Genomic DNA, 19,691 nt, shown 5'->3' with positions numbered 1-19,691 from the left:
CTACTTGTGCGACCATTTTTTTAAAGCCTCGTAATCAAGAATCGTATAACCGGTTCGATTCGGCTCCAAGATGCCTTCCTTGCGAAGCTGATTGATTAACCGGTTAACGGTCTCTCTTGTTGTCCCGATCGTGTTGGCGAACTCTTGGTTGGTCATTGGCGCATCCACATGGACAACACCGTCTTTGACTATGCCATAGTTTTCAACAAGCTTCAATAAAAACAGCAATCCCCGATCCTGTACGTCGTGGCCCGTAATTTCCTGCAGCTTGTCCTGCAAGTCTCTGATTTTCCTGCTCATTACTCTCATGACCTTGATAGCGATCATAGGTGTATCCATAATAAGCTTCTCAAAGGACTGTATCGGGATGGCGAGCAGCTGGGTCGGGAGGATGGCTTCTGCGGTTGCGGGGTATGGAGTCTGATTAAAGAACCCGGTATGAGGGAACATGTCGCCCGTTCTAAGGAAAGATACGATATGCTCATGACCGTTCTGATCTGTTTTGAACGTTTTGACCAGCCCGTCTTGAATGAAATAGACGGCCTCCTTATTGCTTCCTTCCGTAAATATCGCTGTTCTTTTGCGGTAGCTTCTCTGGATAGAAATATCCCATATGCGCTCCAGCTCTTCCTGCGTCAAGTCTCGAAAAAGAGGAACCAGGCGCAGCGCTTCTATTTTTTCCTTCATTTTGTTAAGCGCATTTTCATTTGTCATATCAACACCTCCAACTGCACTCATTATACCAACGGGCATTTGGAATGAATGTGATTTCGGTCACTTTAACGGGAATGAAATCGTGCTACTTTAGAAGGGATGGCTAAGCTCTGGCATTTTGTTAGGCGGCTAACCTGGAAATCTAAAGCGGCATTTTAAAAAAGTGATAGGGCTCACAGTAGTACTGCGGAGAGCTGACTATAATTGGCGGTATGAGGGTATAGACAATAATCGCCGGATAGAGGGGTTGCAGCCTATGGTTAAGACATATAGAGGTTTACCGCCAAAGCAAGGGCTTTATGATCCGCAGTTTGAGAAAGACGCGTGCGGAATGGGCTTTGTGGCGAACATCAAGGGTAGGAGGTCGCATTCAATCATACGCCAAGCATTAACGGTGCTGGAAAATATGGAGCATCGCGGCGGTCAGGGGAGTGAACCGAATACGGGAGACGGCGCCGGCATCATGCTGCAAATTCCGCATGCCTTTTTCAAACGCGAGTTAAGCAGGCAGGGGATAGTGTTGGATGAGGAAGGAGAGTATGCCGTCGGCATGCTGTTCCTGCCGCAGGATGAAGCGGCTCGCGATATGCAGGAGCAGCGGCTTGCGAGTATCATTCGCGAGGAAGGCCAGATTTTGCTCGGCTGGCGTACGGTACCCGTGAATAACGGGAAGCTTGGCGATTCGGCCAAAGCCGCAATGCCGTATATTCGGCAACTGTTCATCAGGCGTCATCCGGAGCTGAATGACGAACTCGCTTTCGAGCGCAAGCTGTATGTGATTCGCAAGCGCGCGGAGCGGGACATCAGATACTCGGCTATGGAAGGAAAGGATATGTTCTATTTTTCAAGCCTGTCCTCCAAGAAAATCGTTTATAAAGGCATGCTCACGACCGAACAGGTGCGTTCGTTCTATTTGGAATTAAACGATGAGCTGGTGGAGACGGCCATAGCGCTAGTTCATTCCCGTTTCAGCACGAACACGTTTCCGAGCTGGGAGCGGGCGCATCCCTATCGGTATTTGATCCACAACGGCGAAATCAACACGCTGCGCGGCAACGTAAATGCGATGCATGCGCGTCAATCGTTGTTTGCAAGCGAGCTTTTTGGAGCGGATCTGGATAAGATAATGCCGGTCATTCATCCTGACGGCTCCGATACGGCCATGTTTGACAACACGCTCGAGTTTCTGTACCTAGCTGGGCGCCCGCTGAGGCATGCGGCAATGATGATGATACCGGAGCCATGGGTCTATGATGAAAGCATGAGCGAGGAGAAAAAGGCGTTCTACGAATATCACAGCACGCTCATGGAACCGTGGGACGGACCGGCCGCGATGGCTTTCACGGACGGCACCCAAATAGGCGCTATGCTGGATCGGAACGGCTTGCGTCCCGCCCGTTATTATGTTACGAAGGACGACCATATCATTCTAGGTTCCGAGGCCGGGACAGTTGAAATTCCGCCGGAAAATATTTTGTATAAAGACCGCCTGAGGCCAGGTCGAATGCTGCTAGTAGACACGAAGCTGGGACGAATCATTTCAGATGAGGAGGCGAAAACGAAGATCGTGTCCGATCAGCCTTACCACAGCTGGCTTGGCGAGCATCTTATTGATCTAGGCGAGCTGCCGGAAGCGCCGGAGGTACCTGAGCCTGAGCATCACACGATAAGGCAGCGCCAGCTTGCATTTGGCTATTCATACGAGGGGCTGCGAAAAGTGCTTGAGCCGATGGCCCGCGGCGGTGCGGAGCCGATCGGGTCGATGGGCTATGACGCTCCGCTCGCGGTTCTGTCGGAACGCCCGCAAAGACTCTATAACTACTTTAGGCAGCTGTTTGCCCAGGTTACCAATCCTCCGATTGATGCCATCCGAGAGGAAATGATTACGTCGACGTATACGACTATCGGGCCGGAGCGAAATCTGCTCAATCCGGGGCCGGAGAGCTGCAGGCATATTCGCCTGGATACACCGGTCTTATCGAATGAAGAGTTCGCTAAGCTGCGGCATGTACGAAGACAGGGCTTTAAATGTATGACTTTGCCTATTTATTTCTCTCCAAGCGATGGTGAAGCGGGCTTGCGGACGGCGCTGGCGCAAATGCGCGAAGCGGCCGATCGTGTGATCGCAAAAGGCCATAATATCCTGATCCTATCCGACCGCGGAATCGATAAGGACAATGCGGCTATTCCAGCCCTGCTCGCGGTTTCTGCGCTGCATCATCATCTCATTAAGCAGGGTACCCGGACGAAGGTCAGCATTTTGCTCGAATCCGGCGAACCGCATGAGGTTCACCATTTTGCTTTGCTTCTTGGCTACGGCGTGAATGCCGTTAATCCATATCTGGCGTTCGAGACGCTGGATGATATGATCCGTCAGGGAATCCTTCATTTTATCTCTCGTGAAACGGCAGTCAAAAACTTCATTAAAGCAGTGACGAAAGGCATTATTAAAATTACATCCAAAATGGGGATTTCGACCATTCAATCGTATCGCGGAGCACAGATCTTTGAAGCGCTGGGCCTTAAGAATGAGCTTGTAGATGAATATTTCACATGGACGCCGTCCCGTATCGGCGGCATCGGCCTCGATGTAATTGCGAAGGATACGCTGAAGCAGCATCTGCACGGGTTTAGCGTACGGGAAGGCCAAGAGACGGAGCTCGACTCAAGCGGGGAATATCAGTGGCGCAAAGACGGGGAAGCCCATATGTACAATCCGCAGACCGTTCATTTGCTTCAACAATCTGCCCGCAGCAACGACTACAAGATGTACAAGGAGTTCTCCCGGCTTGTAAGAGGGGAGGACAAACAAAATATGACGCTGCGATCGCTGCTCAGCTTTAAATCATTGCGTCCACCGATATCCATCGATGAGGTGGAACCGGCCCAGTCGATCGTGACGCGCTTTAAAACCGGAGCCATGTCATTCGGTTCTATCAGCAAGGAGGCGCATGAAAGCCTTGCGGTCGCCATGAACCGGCTCGGCGGCAAATCGAATACCGGGGAAGGCGGCGAAGATCCTGCAAGATTCGTGCGCAGCGAGAATGGTGATTCGAAGCGCAGCGCGATCAAGCAGGTTGCTTCGGGACGGTTCGGAGTCACGAGCCATTACCTGGTCAATGCGGATGAAATCCAAATCAAAATGGCGCAGGGCGCAAAGCCCGGGGAAGGCGGACAGCTGCCCGGCAGCAAAGTGTATCCATGGGTCGCGGAGGTGCGCGGCTCAACTCCGGGCGTTGGACTTATTTCACCGCCGCCGCATCATGACATTTATTCTATCGAAGACTTGGCGGAGCTCATCCACGATCTGAAAAATGCTAACCCTCGCGCCCGCCTTAACGTCAAGCTCGTATCCGAGGTTGGCGTAGGCACGATAGCGGCGGGTGTTGCCAAAGGCCGTGCGGATGTTATTGTGATAAGCGGAGGCGACGGCGGAACAGGCGCCTCCCCGATGGCTTCCATCCGTTATGCAGGTCTGCCATGGGAGCTTGGGCTGGCTGAAACGCATCAGACGCTTATGCTGAATAAGCTTCGCGACCGGGTTACGATTGAAACGGACGGTAAAATGCTGACCGGCTATGATGTAGCGATTGCGGCCTTATTGGGGGCCGAAGAGTATGGCTTCTCAACGGCTCCGCTTGTCGTACTTGGCTGCGTCATGATGAGGGTTTGCCATCTTAATACTTGTCCGGTGGGCATTGCAACGCAAAATCCCGAGCTCCGAAAAAACTTTAAAGGTGATCCGGCTCATGTTGTCCATTACATGCGGTTTCTGGCAGAGGAATTACGGGAGATTATGGCCGAGCTCGGATTCCGTACGGTCAACGAAATGGTAGGACGGGTAGAGCAGCTCGAGACCAAAAATCTCATTCATCATTATAAAGCAAAAGGCATTGATTTGACCGGGCTGCTATATGAGCCAAAGGTACACGAAGATGCTAAGCGCTACTGTATCCAAGAACAAAATCACGGTCTTGATCAATCGTTGGATATGCAGCGGCTGCTGCCGCTGGCCGAGCCCGCTCTGGAAAGAGGGGAACGAGTTAGGGAAATGCTGCCCATTCATAATGTGAATCGCGTGGTCGGTACGATCCTGGGCAGCGAGGTGACCAGGCGTTACGGACTGCAAGGATTGCCGGAGGATACGATTCGATTCGACTTTGCCGGTTCCGCGGGACAAAGCTTTGGCGCATTCGTTCCGAGCGGGATTACCTTGTCGGTTGAAGGCGATGCGAATGATTATATCGGGAAGGGACTATGCGGCGGTAAAATCATAGTCGCGCCATCCAGCAAGGCAACATTTTCTGCAGAGCAAAATGTCATTATCGGAAATACGGCGTTTTATGGCGCTACTAGCGGCGAAGCTTATATTCGAGGAATTGCGGGCGAACGCTTCGCCGTCCGCAACAGCGGCTCGAAGATTGTCGTGGAAGGCGTGGGAGATCACGGCTGCGAATATATGACAGGCGGTTGCGTTGTCGTGCTAGGCGGCACCGGCCGAAATTTCGCGGCGGGCATGTCAGGCGGGATTGCCTATATCCTAGACGAATCCCGCGATTTTTATAAGCGCTGCAATCTGGAGATGGTGCTGCTAGAGCGTCTTGAGGACGAGAGGGACGTCGCTGATTTGCGCACCCTGATCGAACGTCATGTGATGTATACAAACAGCGAGCTGGGCTCGCGAGTTCTTGAGAAGTGGGATTCATCGCTGGATGCTTTCGTCAAAGTGATCCCGAAGGACTACAAACGGATGCTTGAGCAAATTCGCAAGGCAGAGCAATCCGGCTTAAGTGGAGATGACGCTCTTTTGGCCGCTTTTGAAGCGAATGCTAGAGAGCTCGCCCGTTCCAAGGGCAATTAACAGCATAAATAAGGGAGGGAAGCTGTATGGGGTGCATACGTAAAAAAGTCGTCATTGTCGGCGGAGGCATAACGGGATTGAGTGCTGCCTACTATGTAAAAAAACTGTTCGAGGAACATCATATGCCCTTTGATCTTACGCTCGTTGAGAAAAGCGACCGGCTGGGAGGAAAGATACGAACACGGCACCGGGATGGCTTTGTAATCGAGCAAGGACCCGATTCCTTTATGTCGCGGAAGCTTCCGATCATTGCGTTAACAAGAGAGCTTGGGCTTGAGGATGAATTAACGGCAACGAATCCTAAAGCAAAGACCAATTATATTTTGCATAAGAGCCGGCTCCACCGCATGCCGCCGGGGCTTATACTCGGCGTCCCTACAGAAGTGGCTCCCTTTATAAAAACGGGTTTAATATCCCCGATCGGCAAAGCTCGTGCCGCCCTCGATTTGCTGCTGCCGAGGAAAAAGGGGGGGAATGATGAATCGCTTGGCGCCTTCATAGAGCGGAGATTGGGAAAAGAGGTGCTAGAGCATATTACGGAGCCGCTTCTGGCTGGCATTTATGCAGGGGATACGGGGGCTTTAAGCCTCAAAGCGACATTTCCGCAGTTTCATGAGCTGGAACAAAAGCATAGAAGCCTCATATTAGGGATGCTGTCAGGAAAAAAAAGGAATCCTTCTCTGAACGAGCTGCCGGATATAGCAAGAAAAAGCATGTTTCTGACCTATAAGGGAGGATTGGAAACGTTAGTCAATCGCCTGATCGAGGTATTGCAGCCTTCGCAGCTTATTACGGGACAAAGGGTTGTCGGAATTGACAGAGATGAAGAACGGGGGTATCGCGTAAGACTTGAGCAAGGTCTGGAAATGAAGACGGACGGCTTGATTATGGCATCGCCTGCTTATCATACGTCAGAGCTGCTGCCGGATCTTCCGGCATTGAAGTGGCTGAAACAAATTCCTTATGTATCGGTAGCCAATATCGTTCTGGCCTTTAACCGCGAAGATATCGGTTTCCCGCTAGACGGCTCCGGATTTGTCGTGCCGCGCAGTGAAGGCCGCACGATTACGGCTTGTACGTGGACCTCTTCGAAATGGCTTCATACCGCGCCAAAAGGGAAAGTGCTTATAAGAACCTATGTCGGCCGTGCCGGAGCACAGGAATGGGTCCAGCTTACGGACGGACAGCTGCTGGAAAAGGTGCGCAGCGATCTGAAAGATATGATGAGCATAAAGGCAGAGCCTATTTTTCATGAAATAACGAGATTAATGCAATCGATGCCCCAGTACCCGTTAAGCCATCTTGAGCAATTGAAGAGAGTAAGGCATGGGCTCGAATGCGAGCTGCCGGGAATATTCCTTTGCGGAGCGGGGTATGAGGGCGTTGGCATTCCCGATTGTATCCGGCAGGGCAAGCAGGCAGCTGAGCAGATGTTCAACTATATGAAATCGCTGTAAGAAGCGATGCCGGTCGCAAGGCCAATTGTATGACGAGGCTGACGAGGAGAACCCAGGCGCAGCGCTTCTAGGTTCTCCTTCATTATACCACTCCCATTGGGATTACATTATTCCATAATTTGATCGGCGATATCCAAATAGATTCGCCCGATCGAGCTATCTTCTTTATAAACGGACGGCGCATCTTTCGGTTCGTAAGAGCGGCCGCCTTGTACACCCAGCGGGATTTGCGCAAGCAGTTTGGTTTTCAGTTGGCTGGCAAGGTCCGCTCCGCCGCCTTGACCAAAAGGATACTCCTTGATTCCACACTTTCCGCACTCCATATAAGCCATATTTTCGATGACTCCCAAAATCTCATGGTTTGTTTTATTCGCCATCATTCCTGCTCTCGCTGCAACATGAGCAGCGGTAGCGTTAGGCGTAGTAACAATAATCTCTTTACTTTCGGGCAGCATTTGGTGAATGTCGAGAGCGATATCGCCAGTGCCAGGCGGCAAATCTAATAAGATAAAATCAATTTCCCCCCAGACCACGTCGGTAAAGAAATGTTCAAGCATTTTGCCAAGCATCGGCCCCCGCCAAATTACCGGGGAGTTATTCTCCACAAAGAAGCCCATGGACATGACTTTGACACCGCAACGTTCCACTGGAAGTATGGTGTTGTCCACGGTCTTTGGCCGTTCTTTGATCCCCATCATATTCGGGATGCTGAATCCGTAAATATCGGCATCAATGACGCCGACCTTTTTCCCTCTTCTGGTGAGAGCTATGGCCAAGTTTACGGTCGCCGTTGACTTTCCTACACCGCCTTTGCCGCTTGCGATAGTGATAAACTGAACATCTTTTCTCTTATTTAGCGCTTGATCTTTCTCTTCTTGGACTGTTGCTTCCGCTGGTTCACGGCTTGAACCTAATTTCATTTCGATTTCTGAGCATTCCAATTGTGACATTATGCGAAATCGAATATGGACGCTCAGATCGCTAAATGGTTTTATAGCTTCAGAGATTTCGTTTTGGTAAATGGCCTTGATCTTTGGCGGGGTATCTTCAGGAATAATAACGGTTAGCATAACCCTATCTTCACGAATCATAATATCACGGATCAAGCTTAAGTCGAGCATGTTCCTATCCCATTTGCGATCTTTCAAATACTGTATGGCGTCCAAAACTTCATCTTTTGTTATCAATATCGCACCTCCCGTTTCACTCATTATATCAACAGGAATTTACAATGAATGTGATTTCTGTCACTTATTTAGAGCTGGAATTGTGCTACTTTAGAATGGTTGGCTCAGCCCAACCAATCTAATAGAGGAAGGAGAGCTGAACATATTATTAATATGAATGGTCAGGTAGCAGACCTTAAGAGATGGGTTCCTTCGTGATTCAATGTGATTACATATTCAGATTGTAAGGAACTAATTGTTTACAATAGCTATACAGGTGGAATAGCAACTTTTTCAGATGAAGAAATACCTGTGGTTCTTGCAGCATTAAGAGCTTCAGGAGTAGAAGGGGAGTTGCCAGAGAAGCGTGCAATTTCAGATGTACATATTGCTATGAGTCATTCCTCAGAGGAAATATGACGGATGCGGCTAAATCCGGCTTGCAAAACTATGTGGAAAAACAGGCCGCTCATTACTATCTTACACAGCAAGTATTTCAACAGTTATTGAGCTGGAGTATAAAGAGATTTATGATCACGATTGATGGGCCCGAGGCTACACATGATGCCAGAAGGTTTCTGCGTAATGGAGGAAAGACCTTTTCGCGCATATTCGGTAATTTAAAGGCAATCCGCTAGTTGAGCGATGAGTTTGAAATCCACATCAGAATCAATTTTGATCAGAGCAATTTAGATGAAATAAAGGAGCTTGTGCGGATCATAAGCCAGTTATTTTCCGGGGACAAACGATTTGAAGTTTTTTTTCGGCCTGTCGGGCGATGGGGCGGCAACCATGTTGAACACTTGCCTGTCTGCGATCCAAAAAAGGCGAACTTAAAGATGTGGGAGTTTGCTAGTGGAAAGCTGTATAAATGTACCGTGGCTCTAGAGGAAGATTCGAATCAAATCGGTCATTTGCATTCCGATGGAACCGCTTACCTGGATTACGATAAGCTGGCGCTGTGGACTACCTCAGGTGAAGAGCAGGATGAACATTGCCGCAGTTGCTTTTACCGACCCGCTTGCCAAGGGAATCATTGTCCTTTGTACAGAATGAGGACAGGATCGCGACCGTGCCCTTTCGAAAAAAGACAAATCAAAAAAGTGTTAAAGCTAATCTGGGAAAATCATCGATAAGGGTTAGGAGGTTTAAACATGCGCGTTATTCGCCCTGCAATTTCTCCGGTTGGAGCAAAAAATACGGGAATACTGACTAAATCTGTACCGGGAAATTTAACCGTATAAGATGTGATGCCTATCACAGAGTCGATACATAGATCAGGCTATAATCAGAATATAAGCGAACGCTTAACAGGAATTTAGTTTTTGAACTCATTTGGAGGTGTGCGATGCTAACATCATTTAATGGTACTGAGAAGATCGGTGATATTGTAACAAGTTTCCCTGGTGCCAGTAACTTGTTTAAGGAGTACAACATTGACTTTTGCTGCGGTGGAAATCGTTCATTGTTAGAAGTGCTTCGACAACAGGATACGAAGGAAGATCTATTTCTTGAAAAGCTTAATCAGAATTACCGTGAGGCAAATAAAAACAAAGATCGCAGCGTGGATTGGCGCGAAAAGTCTTCTAGCGAATTAATGGAGTATGTGATAAATACGCATCATGCCTATCTGCAAAAAGAACTTCCGTTGTTAAGCGAATTTACGACCAAGATTCTTCGTGTTCATGGCTCTACACAGGGAGATGTGCTTTCCAGATTGCACAGACTCTTCCATGAAATGAAAATGGAGCTTGAGCAGCATTTAATTGCTGAGGAGGAGGTTGTATTCCCTCTAATCAGGCAATATGAAGAAAGTCCATCCGGGGATCTTCAAGAGCAAGCGGTCCAAGCTATTCATGATCTTGAGGCTGATCACAGCGGCGTTGGTAATATTCTGAAGGAAATGAGAGAAATAACAAATCAATATGAGTTGCCGGCTGAGGCATGCCGAACCTATACGCTAGCCTTCCAAAAGCTGGAGGAGCTCGAATTGGATTTGTTTGAGCATATCCATTTGGAGAATAACATCTTATTTCCTCGTTTGGAAAAAAATATATAAATGGAATAGAGCCGATCAATGGGTCGGCTCTATTCCATTTTTATCAATAAGGAATATATGGGAGGTAAAGGCAATTGAACATTCCACAAATGCAAATTGCACATATGAGACCAAAATTTCCGATTATCCAAGGGGGAATGGGGGTACGTATCTCCTTAAGCGGATTGGCCTCGGCTGTAGCAAATGCTGGAGGAATCGGTATTATTTCTGGAACAGCAATTCCTATCGAGGAATTGAGAAACCATATCCGTAAAGCAAGGGAACTTACAAATGGCAACGGTTATATAGGAGTTAACGTGTTGTTTGCGATGAATGATTTTGCAGAAACGATAAAAGCTGCCATGGAAGAAAAGGTGGATTTTATTATTTCCGGAGCCGGATTTTCCCGAGATATGTATGCATGGGGGAGGGATTATAATGTACCCATCATATCTATTGTGTCGTCAGCCAAATTGGCAAAGCTAGCTGAAAAATTAGGTGCCTCTGCTGTAGTCGTAGAAGGCTGTGAAGCGGGTGGACATTTGGGGACGGACAGGCCTTTGTTTGATATTCTTCCAGAAGTGGTAGAGGCCGTGAATATTCCTGTTATCGCTGCCGGAGGCATACTTTATGGACAGGATGTAGCCAAAGCTATTCAAATGGGTGCTGCCGGAGTACAGATCGGAACCCGTTTTGTCGCGAGCATCGAATGCGATGCGCATCAGTCAGTGAAGCAAAAGTATGTAGATTGTAATGAGGGTGATACCGTACTCGTGAAAACTACGGTTGGTTTGCAAGGTCGGGCGATTAAAAATCAATTTACGGCATTGATCAGCGGAGGTAAAAAGTTAAAGATTGCTAAGTGCTATGACTGCCTTAAACATTGTTCCTATCAATTTTGCACATTGGATTCCCTCATAAAGACGACCTTAGGGGATACGGATACCGGGCTGGTTTTTGCCGGCGCTAGAGTTCACGAAATAAAAGATATATTACCTGTACAAGTCATAGTTGATAATATTATAAAAGAATATGAGTTGGCTATTCATGGAGGACTCGAGAACGTTTGCCCAACAGCTTAGCTCGAAACGATCGGATACGATTGAAATCAAATTATCTGCTATGGGACAGGATATCGTGTTTCTTGTTACAGGGGGTGCAGCCCACATCGGAGCAGTAGCAACAGCGTATGTATCGGATGATAAGCATGCCATTGTAAATGTTCTTTCGCTTCCCGGCCATCGTGAGGGGGACCTGGCGTCCGAATTGGCAGAGACGGCGGCTCTTGCCATAGGCCATACAGTTGCTGTATTGGTCGGTATCCATTTGGATTCTCCCGCAAGGGGGGACATTGAGGCCATCGTTGAAGAAGCTAGAGCGAAGATGAAGCAACTGCTTGATTGTAGTGAGTGGCAGTGTGATAAAGATCATAGTGAGAAGCGAGTCGTTTACTTATAATGAGGTTAATTCACAGACCAAGAAGGGCTATAAGCCTTCTTAGCTTAAATTACAGGAGGAGAACAGGATGAAGAAGTGGATGTTGGCTATGTGTCTAATCGTTGCAGTCGTATTGATTGTGTCAGCATGCGGCAAAGCGGAGGAGAGCAAGGGAGAAACGAATACAAATGCAAATACTAACGTAAGCGGAGCGGTGAAGGAGTTTACGATCGATGCCAAAAATTTCGAATTCGATCTAAAAGAAATCAAGGTAAACAAAGGCGATACAGTAAAGCTGACCCTAAAAAACTCGCAAGGTAATCATGCCGTTGTAGTGGAAGGCTATAAGAAAGAAGTGCAAGGCAATAAAACCATTTCGTTTGTTGCCGACAAAACCGGAGAGTTTGCTTACATATGTTCGATTTTCTGCGGGGCGGGCCATAATAAAATGACCGGTAAATTAATTGTTGAATAAATAGCGTTGAAAGTGAGGACGCCGCCTTCCTGCATGTTTCGCCGCTTGCATGCCGATTTTTTAACAACAATAGCTGCTGTATACGTCTGCCCTCATCATGTTCGCGTGGTGGGGGCTGTTTTTTGACGGCAATCGCAATAAAAAAGACACAAACAATTGAGAGCATTTGTGATCATTATCACAGATACCGAGACATCGTTGAACGTACAATAATTACAACGAAAAAAAGTTGGAAACGGGGGTATACAGGATGGGAAAGAAACCGAAGCCATTGCAATCTCACGAAGAACATTCACTTAAGGGAACGTTTGTATCCGTAATGCTTTTGGGAGGTTTTCTTATCGTCACATGGCTTAGCGTATTTATATTATTTTTATATAGGGGGTAATGAAACATGCATATTCATCGGTTGGAGAAAATTTGGATCATGTTTGGGATCACGATGCTCATTGTGTTCCTTGGAGTAATAGGGGTAGGCGCATTTGCGATGGGCATGCAGCCACCGACCGGACATCACCATTCGATCGATCCGGAGAAAGTGGATGAAACGGCTCCTTTCGATAACCCTGGCTTAGAGAGGATCGGAGAGAACGAGTATAACGCCTACATGGTGGCGTTTGCATTCGGGTACAAGCCGGAAAAGCTGGAAGTGCCTGCAGGAGCGACGATTCATTTTCAAATTACGAGCAGCGATGTCGTTCATGGCTTTCAAATTCCGGGGACAAATGTGAATATGATGGTTGTTCCGGGCGAGGTCAACCATTTGAGCTATACCTTTGACAAACCGGGCGAATATTTGATCCTTTGCAATGAGTATTGCGGAGCCGGACACGAATATATGTCCACAACGATTATAGTGAAATAGAAGGGATGATCAAGATGCTTCAACAGAGTCTTACAGGCTTTGACCGCAGAGATTCGAATATTGTTCTCGCGCATCTCATTGTGGCGTTCAGCGCACTGCTTCTAGGAGGCATAGCCGGGGTGCTGCAGGGGTTAGTACGAGGCGGCATGATTACGCTTCCTGCCGGAATTGGCTACTACCAGCTGCTTACTGCGCATGGCGTTTTAATGGCGTTAATTTTCACGACTTTTTTCATTATTGGATTTTTGTATTCGGGTGTGGCTAAGACTCTGGGTGGAAAGCTTCTCCCTCTAGCGAGACGGCTCGGTTGGGCGGGTTTTCTACTCATGACGATAGGAACGGCGATCGCTACGATTGTAATCCTGCTCAACAAAGCGACGGTCCTCTATACGTTTTATGCTCCGATGAAGGCTTCTCCGTATTTTTATATTGCGCTAGCTCTCGTTGTGGTGGGCAGCTGGCTGAGCGGCTTCGGTATCTTTCATCAATATCGCTGCTGGAGAAAGAAACATCAGGGGAAACTGTCTCCCTTGTTTTCATTCATGGCCGTTGTAACGATGCTAATGTGGCTTGTTGCGACGATTGGTGTAGCGGCCACGGTGCTCCTGCAATTTATTCCTTGGTCGTTCGGATGGGTAGATAAAATAGATGTGATGGTCAGCCGCACCTTGTTCTGGTATTTTGGACATCCTTTAGTTTATTTCTGGCTGCTGCCCGCCTATATTTACTGGTATGTCATTATTCCTAAAATAATTGGAGGCAAAATTTTCAGTGATGCGCTTGCAAGGCTCTCTTTTTTGCTGTTATTGCTGTTTTCGATTCCCGTCGGTTTTCATCATCAGCTCATGGAGCCCGGCATTTCACCGCTTTGGAAATACATTCAGGTCGTACTGACTTTTATGGTTGTCGTCCCTTCGCTCATGACCGCATTCTCATTATTCGCGACATTCGAGCTGAACGGCAGGTCAAAAGGAACAAAAGGCTTGTTTGGTTGGCTTAAGGTACTGCCTTGGAAGGATGTGCGTTTCTTTGCTCCTTTTATGGGGATGCTGATCTTTATTCCGGCAGGCGCAGGCGGGATCATCAACGCAAGCAATCAGATGAACGGAGTCGTGCATAATACGCTTTGGGTCACAGGCCATTTCCATTTGACGGTTGCAACCAGTGTGGCGCTTACCTTCTTCGGTATTGCTTACTGGCTAATTCCAGCGATTACCAATCGGGTGCTTACGCCGGGAATGAATCGCTTAGGTATCATTCAAACGATACTCTGGCTCGCAGGCATGTTCTTCATGTCCGGCTCGATGCATACGGTTGGGCTATTCGGATCACCGCGGCGTACCGCGTATACGACGTATCAGGATCACCCCGACGCTTTATTGTGGATGCCTTATCACGTTGTGATGGCTATTGGAGGTACAATCTTATTTATTGCCGTTTTACTCATGATCTATAACGTGGTTGCCCTTTTGCGAGCTCCTAAAGGTTTTACGGAGTACCCGATCGGCGAGGCAATGGAAACCGCAGAGCAAACCCCAAAATTATTTGAACGGTGGCGGGTATGGATGGGATTGCTGATTATCTTGATCTTATTCGCGTATGCGATCCCGTTTATTGATATGTTGAACAGCTCGGGACCAGGCTCGAAGCCGTGGATCACCTGGTAGGAAGACAACAGGATCATGATCATCTATATATACAATTTCTTCTGATAGCTGAGGAGAAATTGTTTTTTTTTTTTTGAACACTAATCACGGATCGGCCTTGATGTGATAAACGTCACAGCGATCAAGGTGCGACGGTGGTTTAATGAGAATAGAAAATAAAGACGAGGAGAATTTGCTATGAAAATTGCCTTTGCAACAAAATTCGCGAAAATGTACTTTCTGACAATAGTTTCACTTCTTGTCCTAGTTTATATCGGAACTCGGTTTTTCACGCATATCGATCTGGCGCTATATGGATATATGGTCGGTACAATCGTATTTATTGGCGGTTTCTTCTATCGTTTTATTGCCTGGGCGGAGAGGCCTCCAACCAAATTAATCATTAAGAAGGGCATCAAGCTGTTATTTCGTAAAAGCACTCCACAAACCTCAGTCGAGCATTTAGCTACCTATCGTTTCATTTGGAATCGCGGTGTGTATCGTTGGACGCAGCATGTGCTGCTAGGCTGGGGCTGCATTCTCTCGGCATTCGTCACTTTTCCTCTGGTCTTCGGATGGATGTATTTCACGATGGATGATAACGGCAGGTATACGGTTGTCGGTTTCGGACTCGATTTAATGAGGGTGAAGGCCGACGGGTGGATTGCCTTTCTCTTTTACAATGCTTTAAATATTACAGCGTTTATGGTCATTGCCGGCGTATGCATGGCGTTGTACCGCCGCATCAAAAATATGCAGGCAAGAGCGGAACAAACATTCGTTTACGACTTTCTTCCGCTATACTTGCTTCTGTTTATCAGTATTACCGGTTTAATGCTGACCGGCAGCAATATCTTCCTTCATGGATGGGGGCATCCGGTCATCACCTTGATTCACCAGTGGTCTGTCATCCTGACCCTGATTTATTTGCCTTTCGGCAAGCTGGCGCATATTCCAATCCGTCCGCTCAGCGTGTTCGCTAAAAACTATCGCGAGCATTATGGCAAGCAGCAGATGAAGGCATGCAAGGTGTGCGGTACCGGCTTCGTTTCTGCGGAGCAATCGAGCGATGTCATTCAAGTGTTGAAGCAAAATGATATCGAGTTTGCCATGAAGGACGGTTTTCACCTGGCTGAGCTGTGCCTTCCTTGCAGACGCAAATACCGCATGTCGAGATTCGCTGGAGTCCCAACCCACCAGATCAAGGTCAAGGAGGCCAACCAGAATGCTAAAGGATAAATTTTACAAAGAAATACCAAACATCCATCATCCTAAAGAAAAATTAGTTCCGACTCACTGCTCATATTGCGGCATGCAATGCGGTATGAATTTAAGAGTAGATACAGATAAAAACACCATCATCGGTGTGGAGCCCAGATATGACTGGCCGGTGACACTGGGCAAAATGTGTCCCAAAGGCGTTACGGCTTATCAGCAGACGAACCATGATGACCGCTTGCTGCGGCCATTGATCCGGGATGACGCGTCGAAGAAAGGAACGAAGGAAGGGTTTCGGGAAGCAAGCTGGGAAGAGGCTTACGATCTGATCGTGCATAAATTTAAAGCGCTGCAGGCTCAGTATGGCAAAGATTCGTTATCTGTCTACAGCGGAGTGTCGATGACGAATGAAAAGTGCTATCTAACCGGAAAGTTTGCAAGGGTCGCCTTGCAGACACGCTACATTGATTATAACGGCCGTTTCTGCATGTCGAGCGCAGCGGCAGGATTTCTTAGGAGCTTTGGTGTAGACCGCGGTTCTACACTGCCTTGGACGGATATTCACGAAACGGATTGCTTGTTTATCGCGGGCAGCAACACGGCGGAATGTCATCCTACATCCATGTTTCGGGTTTGGGAGGTGCAAAATCGCGGAGGCTACCTGATTGTTGTAGACCCGAGGGAAACGCCGCTCGCGAGGCGGGCTGACATTCATTTGGATCTTAAGCCGGGAACCGATTTGGCTCTGGCGAACTGTATGGTTAATCTTCTCATTCAGAATGGTTATGCGGATGAAACGTTCGTTCAGGCCCATACGAACGGCTTCGAAGAAACAAAGGAGCTCGTCAGCAAGTTTACGCCGGAATATACGAGTGAAATAACAGGCGTAGCGCCTGACAAATTGATTCGCGCGGCAGAGATTTACGGAAAGGCGCCGAATGCGATCGTTATGTTTGCCCGCGGAATCGAGCAGCAGACCAGAGGATCGGATAATGTATCGGCCTACACCAATATGTGCTTGGTTACGGGGAAGATCGGTCGTCCTAAATCGGGCGTTGCTACGCTAACGGGACAAGGAAACGGCCAAGGGGGGCGCGAGCATGGCCAGAAGGCGGATGCGCTGCCGGGCTACCGCAAGATAACGAATCCGAAGCATGTTAGAGAGGTATGCAACGTATGGGGGATTGAGCCGGAAGAAATGCCGCAGCCTGGGGTATCTGCCTATGAAATGTTTGATTTAATGCAAAATAAAACGATCAGAGGCCTGTACCTGCTCTGTTCGAATCCCGCGGTATCGGCGCCTAATTTAAATTATGTCAAAGCGGCATTGAAAAATTTGGACTTTATGGTTTGTGCGGACATATTCTTATCCGAATCGGCCGAATTCGCCGATGTTGTGCTTCCTTCCGTCACATGGTCGGAGGATGAAGGAACGGTAACCAATTTGGAAGGCAGAATTATTAAAATCAACAAAGCCCAGGAGCCAATTGGCGAATCGAAGCCGGACTGGTTAATTGAGGTCGAGCTTGCGGAACGGCTGGGCCGTGGCAAATACTTCTCTCATCTAACGTCGGCCGAAAAGGTGGCGGAGGAATTCCGATTAGCCTCCAAAGGCGGATATGCGGATTACTACGGCGCGACATGGGATAAAATCGAGAAGCAAAATGGTGTTTTCTGGCCCTGCAAGGATAAAGACGATATGGGAACGCCATATATGTTCCTTGATCAGCAATATTACCATTCGGACGGGAAAGCCCTGATTTGCGCGCTTCCCTACCGTCCCCCGGCCGAGGAGCCTTGCGAGCAATATCCGCTTCGCTTAACGACGGGAAGGGTAGTCTATCACTATCTATCCGGGAATCAGACACGAAGAATACAATTCCTGCATGATATGTGTCCGGAGCCTTATGTGGAGGTTCATCCGGAAACAGCAAGGCAGTACGGCATCGAGCATGATGAAGTCGTGCGATTGTTCACGCGGCGCGGAGAGGCGCATTTTAAGGTGATGATAATAGAAGCGATCCGTAAGGACACTGTTTTCGTACCATACCATTTCGGTCACGAGCAGTCGATTAATTTATTGACCATTCCTGCTCTGGATCCGATGTCCCGTATGCCTGAGTTTAAGGTTTGTGCGGCTCAAATTGAAAAAATCGCAGTTGGAGGGGAGGCAGTACGGTGAAGAAATTACTTTATATCGAAATGGACAACTGTATTGGCTGCCGGAGCTGTCTGGCGGCATGCACGCAGTGCGGCGGCCATGATGAGCGCAACCGCAATTATGTATATGATGTCAATCCGCTGGTGAATCGGCAAACGATACCGCTTATGTGCCTGCACTGCGTTAATCCTGCGTGTGCCAGAAGCTGTCCGGCGCAAGCCATACAGATTACACCGGAAGGCGCCGTATTGTCCGCGATGGTAGAGAAATGCATCGGCTGCCAGAACTGTACGATTGCTTGTCCGTACGGTATCCCGAAATTTGACGAAGAGCAGAATTTGATGTACAAGTGCGACCTCTGCTATGACCGGACCAAAGAAGGAATACCTCCTATGTGCGCATCCGTGTGTCCGACAAATACGCTGCAATGGATCACAGAGGATGAACTGGCGATGAAACAAGAGCAGCACCGTCTTGGAAAATGGCTCTCCAGCCATCAGCCTTTCGATCCGCTGGAAGGAGAGACGAATGTGAAGATCAGTCTCCCCGGTATTTTGCAAGGTAAACAAAAGCTATTTTAAGGGGGATTAGCAAATGGAAAAGGATAAAGGCAAAAATAATAAGATTCCGTTTGATGAAGATAATTACACCCATAACATCCATAAACAGAATGAACGGCTTCTGGATCGGCGCGGGTTTATGAAGACGATGGTTGGCGCAGCGGGCGTATTCGCGGTTTCCACCCTGCCTTGGGGCGGATTGGCGGCCAAAGAACTGATGGGACTTAGCACAAAAAGCCATGCGAAAAAGAAGATTGTCGATATTGCTTCCTTGCCAATAGGCGAAGCGGTTGAATTTTCGTATCCGAGCGAACATGAATCCGCTTTGCTCATTCGATTGGGAGAAAACGAGTACAAGGCGTATCAGAATGCTTGTACGCATTTGAAATGCCCCGTCTTCTGGAGCGGCGAGGAAGAGAAAATGGTCTGCCCTTGTCATCATGGTTACTTTGATCCGAAATCGGGCAAGCCGACGGCAGGCCCGCCTAGAAGGCCGCTTCCCGAAATTGTTATAGCTGTAGAAAACGATGCCGTATTTGCAACGGGAGTGAAGCGCTATGAAGCGTAGCTACAGAGGCGTCATATTGTTGTGTATGATCCTATTTTTAAATATCGTCTGTACCCAATATGTGGTCAATCATTATTTCCATCAAAAATACGAGCTGGTTATTTTGTTTTCGGTATTGAATATTGTTCTGTTCCCTATTGCTTTATACATTTATAAGAAGGAAGGTAAAGCAAAATGAACGCGGAGTTCTTTTTGGATTTATGCTTTATACGCGAACATGAACCGGAACCGGAACACCATTTCGAGCAGGCCGTTCAGCAGCAATTAGATCGTCTTTTTTCCGGCATGGGAAGCTGGTATACGGAAGGGAAGCAAGAAAATGACCAAGTAGATATTGTTGTAGCGGAAGTTAAAGGTATGGCGAAGTGGCAGTGTGAGGAGGATATCGTTGCTTATTTAGAAGCGAATGCAGGGCCGCAATTCATGGCCTGGCTGCAAGGCTACCGGATTCAGCTCGATATCAAAGAAGCTCATGAAAGCTGCAGCCATTGCGGCAAAAATTGAAATGGAATCAGAGGGATCATT

The 19,691-nt window shown here is 48.0% G+C and carries 17 protein-coding genes; 15 read left to right on the top strand and 2 right to left on the bottom strand.

Going from position 1 to position 19,691, the window contains the following annotated elements; all coding sequences use genetic code 11:
• On the bottom strand, positions 1-714 hold the full coding sequence (locus AC2TDN_RS15020) for a Crp/Fnr family transcriptional regulator (RefSeq protein ID WP_484688562.1): 714 nt from the start codon (positions 712-714) through the stop codon (positions 1-3).
• A gap of 256 nt (positions 715-970) precedes the next feature.
• On the opposite strand from AC2TDN_RS15020, the gene gltB reads away from it, so the two are divergent.
• Positions 971-5,575 (top strand): glutamate synthase large subunit, encoded by a 4,605-nt coding sequence (gltB, locus tag AC2TDN_RS15015; RefSeq protein ID WP_484688561.1) that lies wholly within the window; start codon positions 971-973, stop codon positions 5,573-5,575.
• A gap of 26 nt (positions 5,576-5,601) precedes the next feature.
• Entirely contained in the window at positions 5,602-7,032 is a 1,431-nt protein-coding gene (gene hemY, locus AC2TDN_RS15010) for a protoporphyrinogen oxidase (protein WP_484688560.1), read from the top strand.
• A 107-nt stretch (positions 7,033-7,139) separates the two neighbouring features.
• On the opposite strand, the gene AC2TDN_RS15005 is transcribed toward hemY, so the two are convergent.
• A complete protein-coding gene (locus AC2TDN_RS15005; RefSeq protein WP_482068840.1) occupies positions 7,140-8,219 on the bottom strand; it encodes an Mrp/NBP35 family ATP-binding protein in 1,080 nt (359 codons plus the stop codon).
• A gap of 617 nt (positions 8,220-8,836) precedes the next feature.
• On the opposite strand from AC2TDN_RS15005, the gene AC2TDN_RS15000 reads away from it, so the two are divergent.
• The 13 genes from AC2TDN_RS15000 to AC2TDN_RS14940 all read left to right on the top strand — a co-directional run bounded on the left by AC2TDN_RS15000 (position 8,837) and on the right by AC2TDN_RS14940 (position 19,670).
• Positions 8,837-9,334 carry an SPASM domain-containing protein gene (locus AC2TDN_RS15000; protein WP_484688559.1) on the top strand — a complete coding sequence of 166 codons (498 nt, stop codon included), beginning with the start codon at positions 8,837-8,839 and terminating at the stop codon, positions 9,332-9,334.
• A gap of 212 nt (positions 9,335-9,546) precedes the next feature.
• Positions 9,547-10,257: an iron-sulfur cluster repair di-iron protein gene (gene ric / locus AC2TDN_RS14995; protein WP_484688558.1), complete on the top strand. Its 711-nt coding sequence runs from the start codon at positions 9,547-9,549 to the stop codon at positions 10,255-10,257.
• An 89-nt stretch (positions 10,258-10,346) separates the two neighbouring features.
• Entirely contained in the window at positions 10,347-11,318 is a 972-nt protein-coding gene (locus tag AC2TDN_RS14990; RefSeq protein WP_484688582.1) for an NAD(P)H-dependent flavin oxidoreductase, read from the top strand.
• Positions 11,284-11,694: a prenylated flavin chaperone LpdD gene (gene lpdD / locus AC2TDN_RS14985; protein ID WP_484688557.1), complete on the top strand. Its 411-nt coding sequence runs from the start codon at positions 11,284-11,286 to the stop codon at positions 11,692-11,694. Before AC2TDN_RS14990 ends, lpdD begins: the two co-directional genes overlap by 35 nt.
• A 67-nt stretch (positions 11,695-11,761) precedes the next feature.
• Positions 11,762-12,148 (top strand): cupredoxin domain-containing protein, encoded by a 387-nt coding sequence (locus AC2TDN_RS14980; RefSeq protein ID WP_484688556.1) that lies wholly within the window; start codon positions 11,762-11,764, stop codon positions 12,146-12,148.
• Positions 12,149-12,542: 394 nt separating this feature from the next.
• Entirely contained in the window at positions 12,543-13,013 is a 471-nt protein-coding gene (locus tag AC2TDN_RS14975) for a cytochrome c oxidase subunit II (RefSeq protein ID WP_482068846.1), read from the top strand.
• A gap of 14 nt (positions 13,014-13,027) precedes the next feature.
• Complete coding sequence (locus tag AC2TDN_RS14970; RefSeq protein WP_484688555.1) at positions 13,028-14,680, top strand: cbb3-type cytochrome c oxidase subunit I; 1,653 nt, start codon at positions 13,028-13,030, stop codon at positions 14,678-14,680.
• Positions 14,681-14,857: 177 nt separating this feature from the next.
• Entirely contained in the window at positions 14,858-15,898 is a 1,041-nt protein-coding gene (locus tag AC2TDN_RS14965; RefSeq protein ID WP_484688554.1) for a hypothetical protein, read from the top strand.
• Positions 15,885-18,059, top strand: a complete 2,175-nt coding sequence (locus AC2TDN_RS14960) for a molybdopterin oxidoreductase family protein (RefSeq protein WP_482068849.1) — start codon at positions 15,885-15,887, stop codon at positions 18,057-18,059. Before AC2TDN_RS14965 ends, AC2TDN_RS14960 begins: the two co-directional genes overlap by 14 nt.
• Positions 18,056-18,619 carry a 4Fe-4S dicluster domain-containing protein gene (locus AC2TDN_RS14955; protein WP_482068850.1) on the top strand — a complete coding sequence of 188 codons (564 nt, stop codon included), beginning with the start codon at positions 18,056-18,058 and terminating at the stop codon, positions 18,617-18,619. The genes AC2TDN_RS14960 and AC2TDN_RS14955 overlap by 4 nt, the downstream gene beginning before the upstream one ends.
• A gap of 13 nt (positions 18,620-18,632) precedes the next feature.
• Positions 18,633-19,166, top strand: coding sequence for a QcrA and Rieske domain-containing protein (locus AC2TDN_RS14950; RefSeq protein ID WP_484688553.1), 534 nt, complete (start codon positions 18,633-18,635; stop codon positions 19,164-19,166).
• Entirely contained in the window at positions 19,156-19,344 is a 189-nt protein-coding gene (locus AC2TDN_RS14945) for a hypothetical protein (protein ID WP_482068852.1), read from the top strand. The genes AC2TDN_RS14950 and AC2TDN_RS14945 overlap by 11 nt, the downstream gene beginning before the upstream one ends.
• On the top strand, positions 19,341-19,670 hold the full coding sequence (locus tag AC2TDN_RS14940) for a hypothetical protein (RefSeq protein WP_482068853.1): 330 nt from the start codon (positions 19,341-19,343) through the stop codon (positions 19,668-19,670). The genes AC2TDN_RS14945 and AC2TDN_RS14940 overlap by 4 nt, the downstream gene beginning before the upstream one ends.
• Positions 19,671-19,691 lie beyond the last annotated feature (21 nt).

This window comes from Paenibacillus sp. Y660 (assembly GCF_057221575.1).
Note: the sequence above shows the minus strand (reverse complement) of the source record. Positions and strands in the feature narration are given on the sequence as shown.

Excerpts from the sequence above, each read along its gene's own strand:
- AC2TDN_RS14975 (WP_482068846.1), top strand. The coding sequence starts at position 12,543 with ATGCATATTCATCGGTTGGAGAAAATTTGGATCATGTTTGGGATCACG.
- ric (WP_484688558.1), top strand. The coding sequence starts at position 9,547 with ATGCTAACATCATTTAATGGTACTGAGAAGATCGGTGATATTGTAACA.
- AC2TDN_RS14945 (WP_482068852.1), top strand. The coding sequence starts at position 19,156 with ATGAAGCGTAGCTACAGAGGCGTCATATTGTTGTGTATGATCCTATTT.
- AC2TDN_RS14940 (WP_482068853.1), top strand. The coding sequence starts at position 19,341 with ATGAACGCGGAGTTCTTTTTGGATTTATGCTTTATACGCGAACATGAA.
- AC2TDN_RS14970 (WP_484688555.1), top strand. The coding sequence starts at position 13,028 with ATGCTTCAACAGAGTCTTACAGGCTTTGACCGCAGAGATTCGAATATT.
- gltB (WP_484688561.1), top strand. The coding sequence starts at position 971 with ATGGTTAAGACATATAGAGGTTTACCGCCAAAGCAAGGGCTTTATGAT.
- AC2TDN_RS14960 (WP_482068849.1), top strand. The coding sequence starts at position 15,885 with ATGCTAAAGGATAAATTTTACAAAGAAATACCAAACATCCATCATCCT.
- AC2TDN_RS14950 (WP_484688553.1), top strand. The coding sequence starts at position 18,633 with ATGGAAAAGGATAAAGGCAAAAATAATAAGATTCCGTTTGATGAAGAT.
- AC2TDN_RS14965 (WP_484688554.1), top strand. The coding sequence starts at position 14,858 with ATGAAAATTGCCTTTGCAACAAAATTCGCGAAAATGTACTTTCTGACA.
- AC2TDN_RS14980 (WP_484688556.1), top strand. The coding sequence starts at position 11,762 with ATGAAGAAGTGGATGTTGGCTATGTGTCTAATCGTTGCAGTCGTATTG.
- AC2TDN_RS15020 (WP_484688562.1), bottom strand. The coding sequence starts at position 714 with ATGACAAATGAAAATGCGCTTAACAAAATGAAGGAAAAAATAGAAGCG.
- lpdD (WP_484688557.1), top strand. The coding sequence starts at position 11,284 with ATGGAGGACTCGAGAACGTTTGCCCAACAGCTTAGCTCGAAACGATCG.
- AC2TDN_RS14990 (WP_484688582.1), top strand. The coding sequence starts at position 10,347 with ATGCAAATTGCACATATGAGACCAAAATTTCCGATTATCCAAGGGGGA.
- hemY (WP_484688560.1), top strand. The coding sequence starts at position 5,602 with ATGGGGTGCATACGTAAAAAAGTCGTCATTGTCGGCGGAGGCATAACG.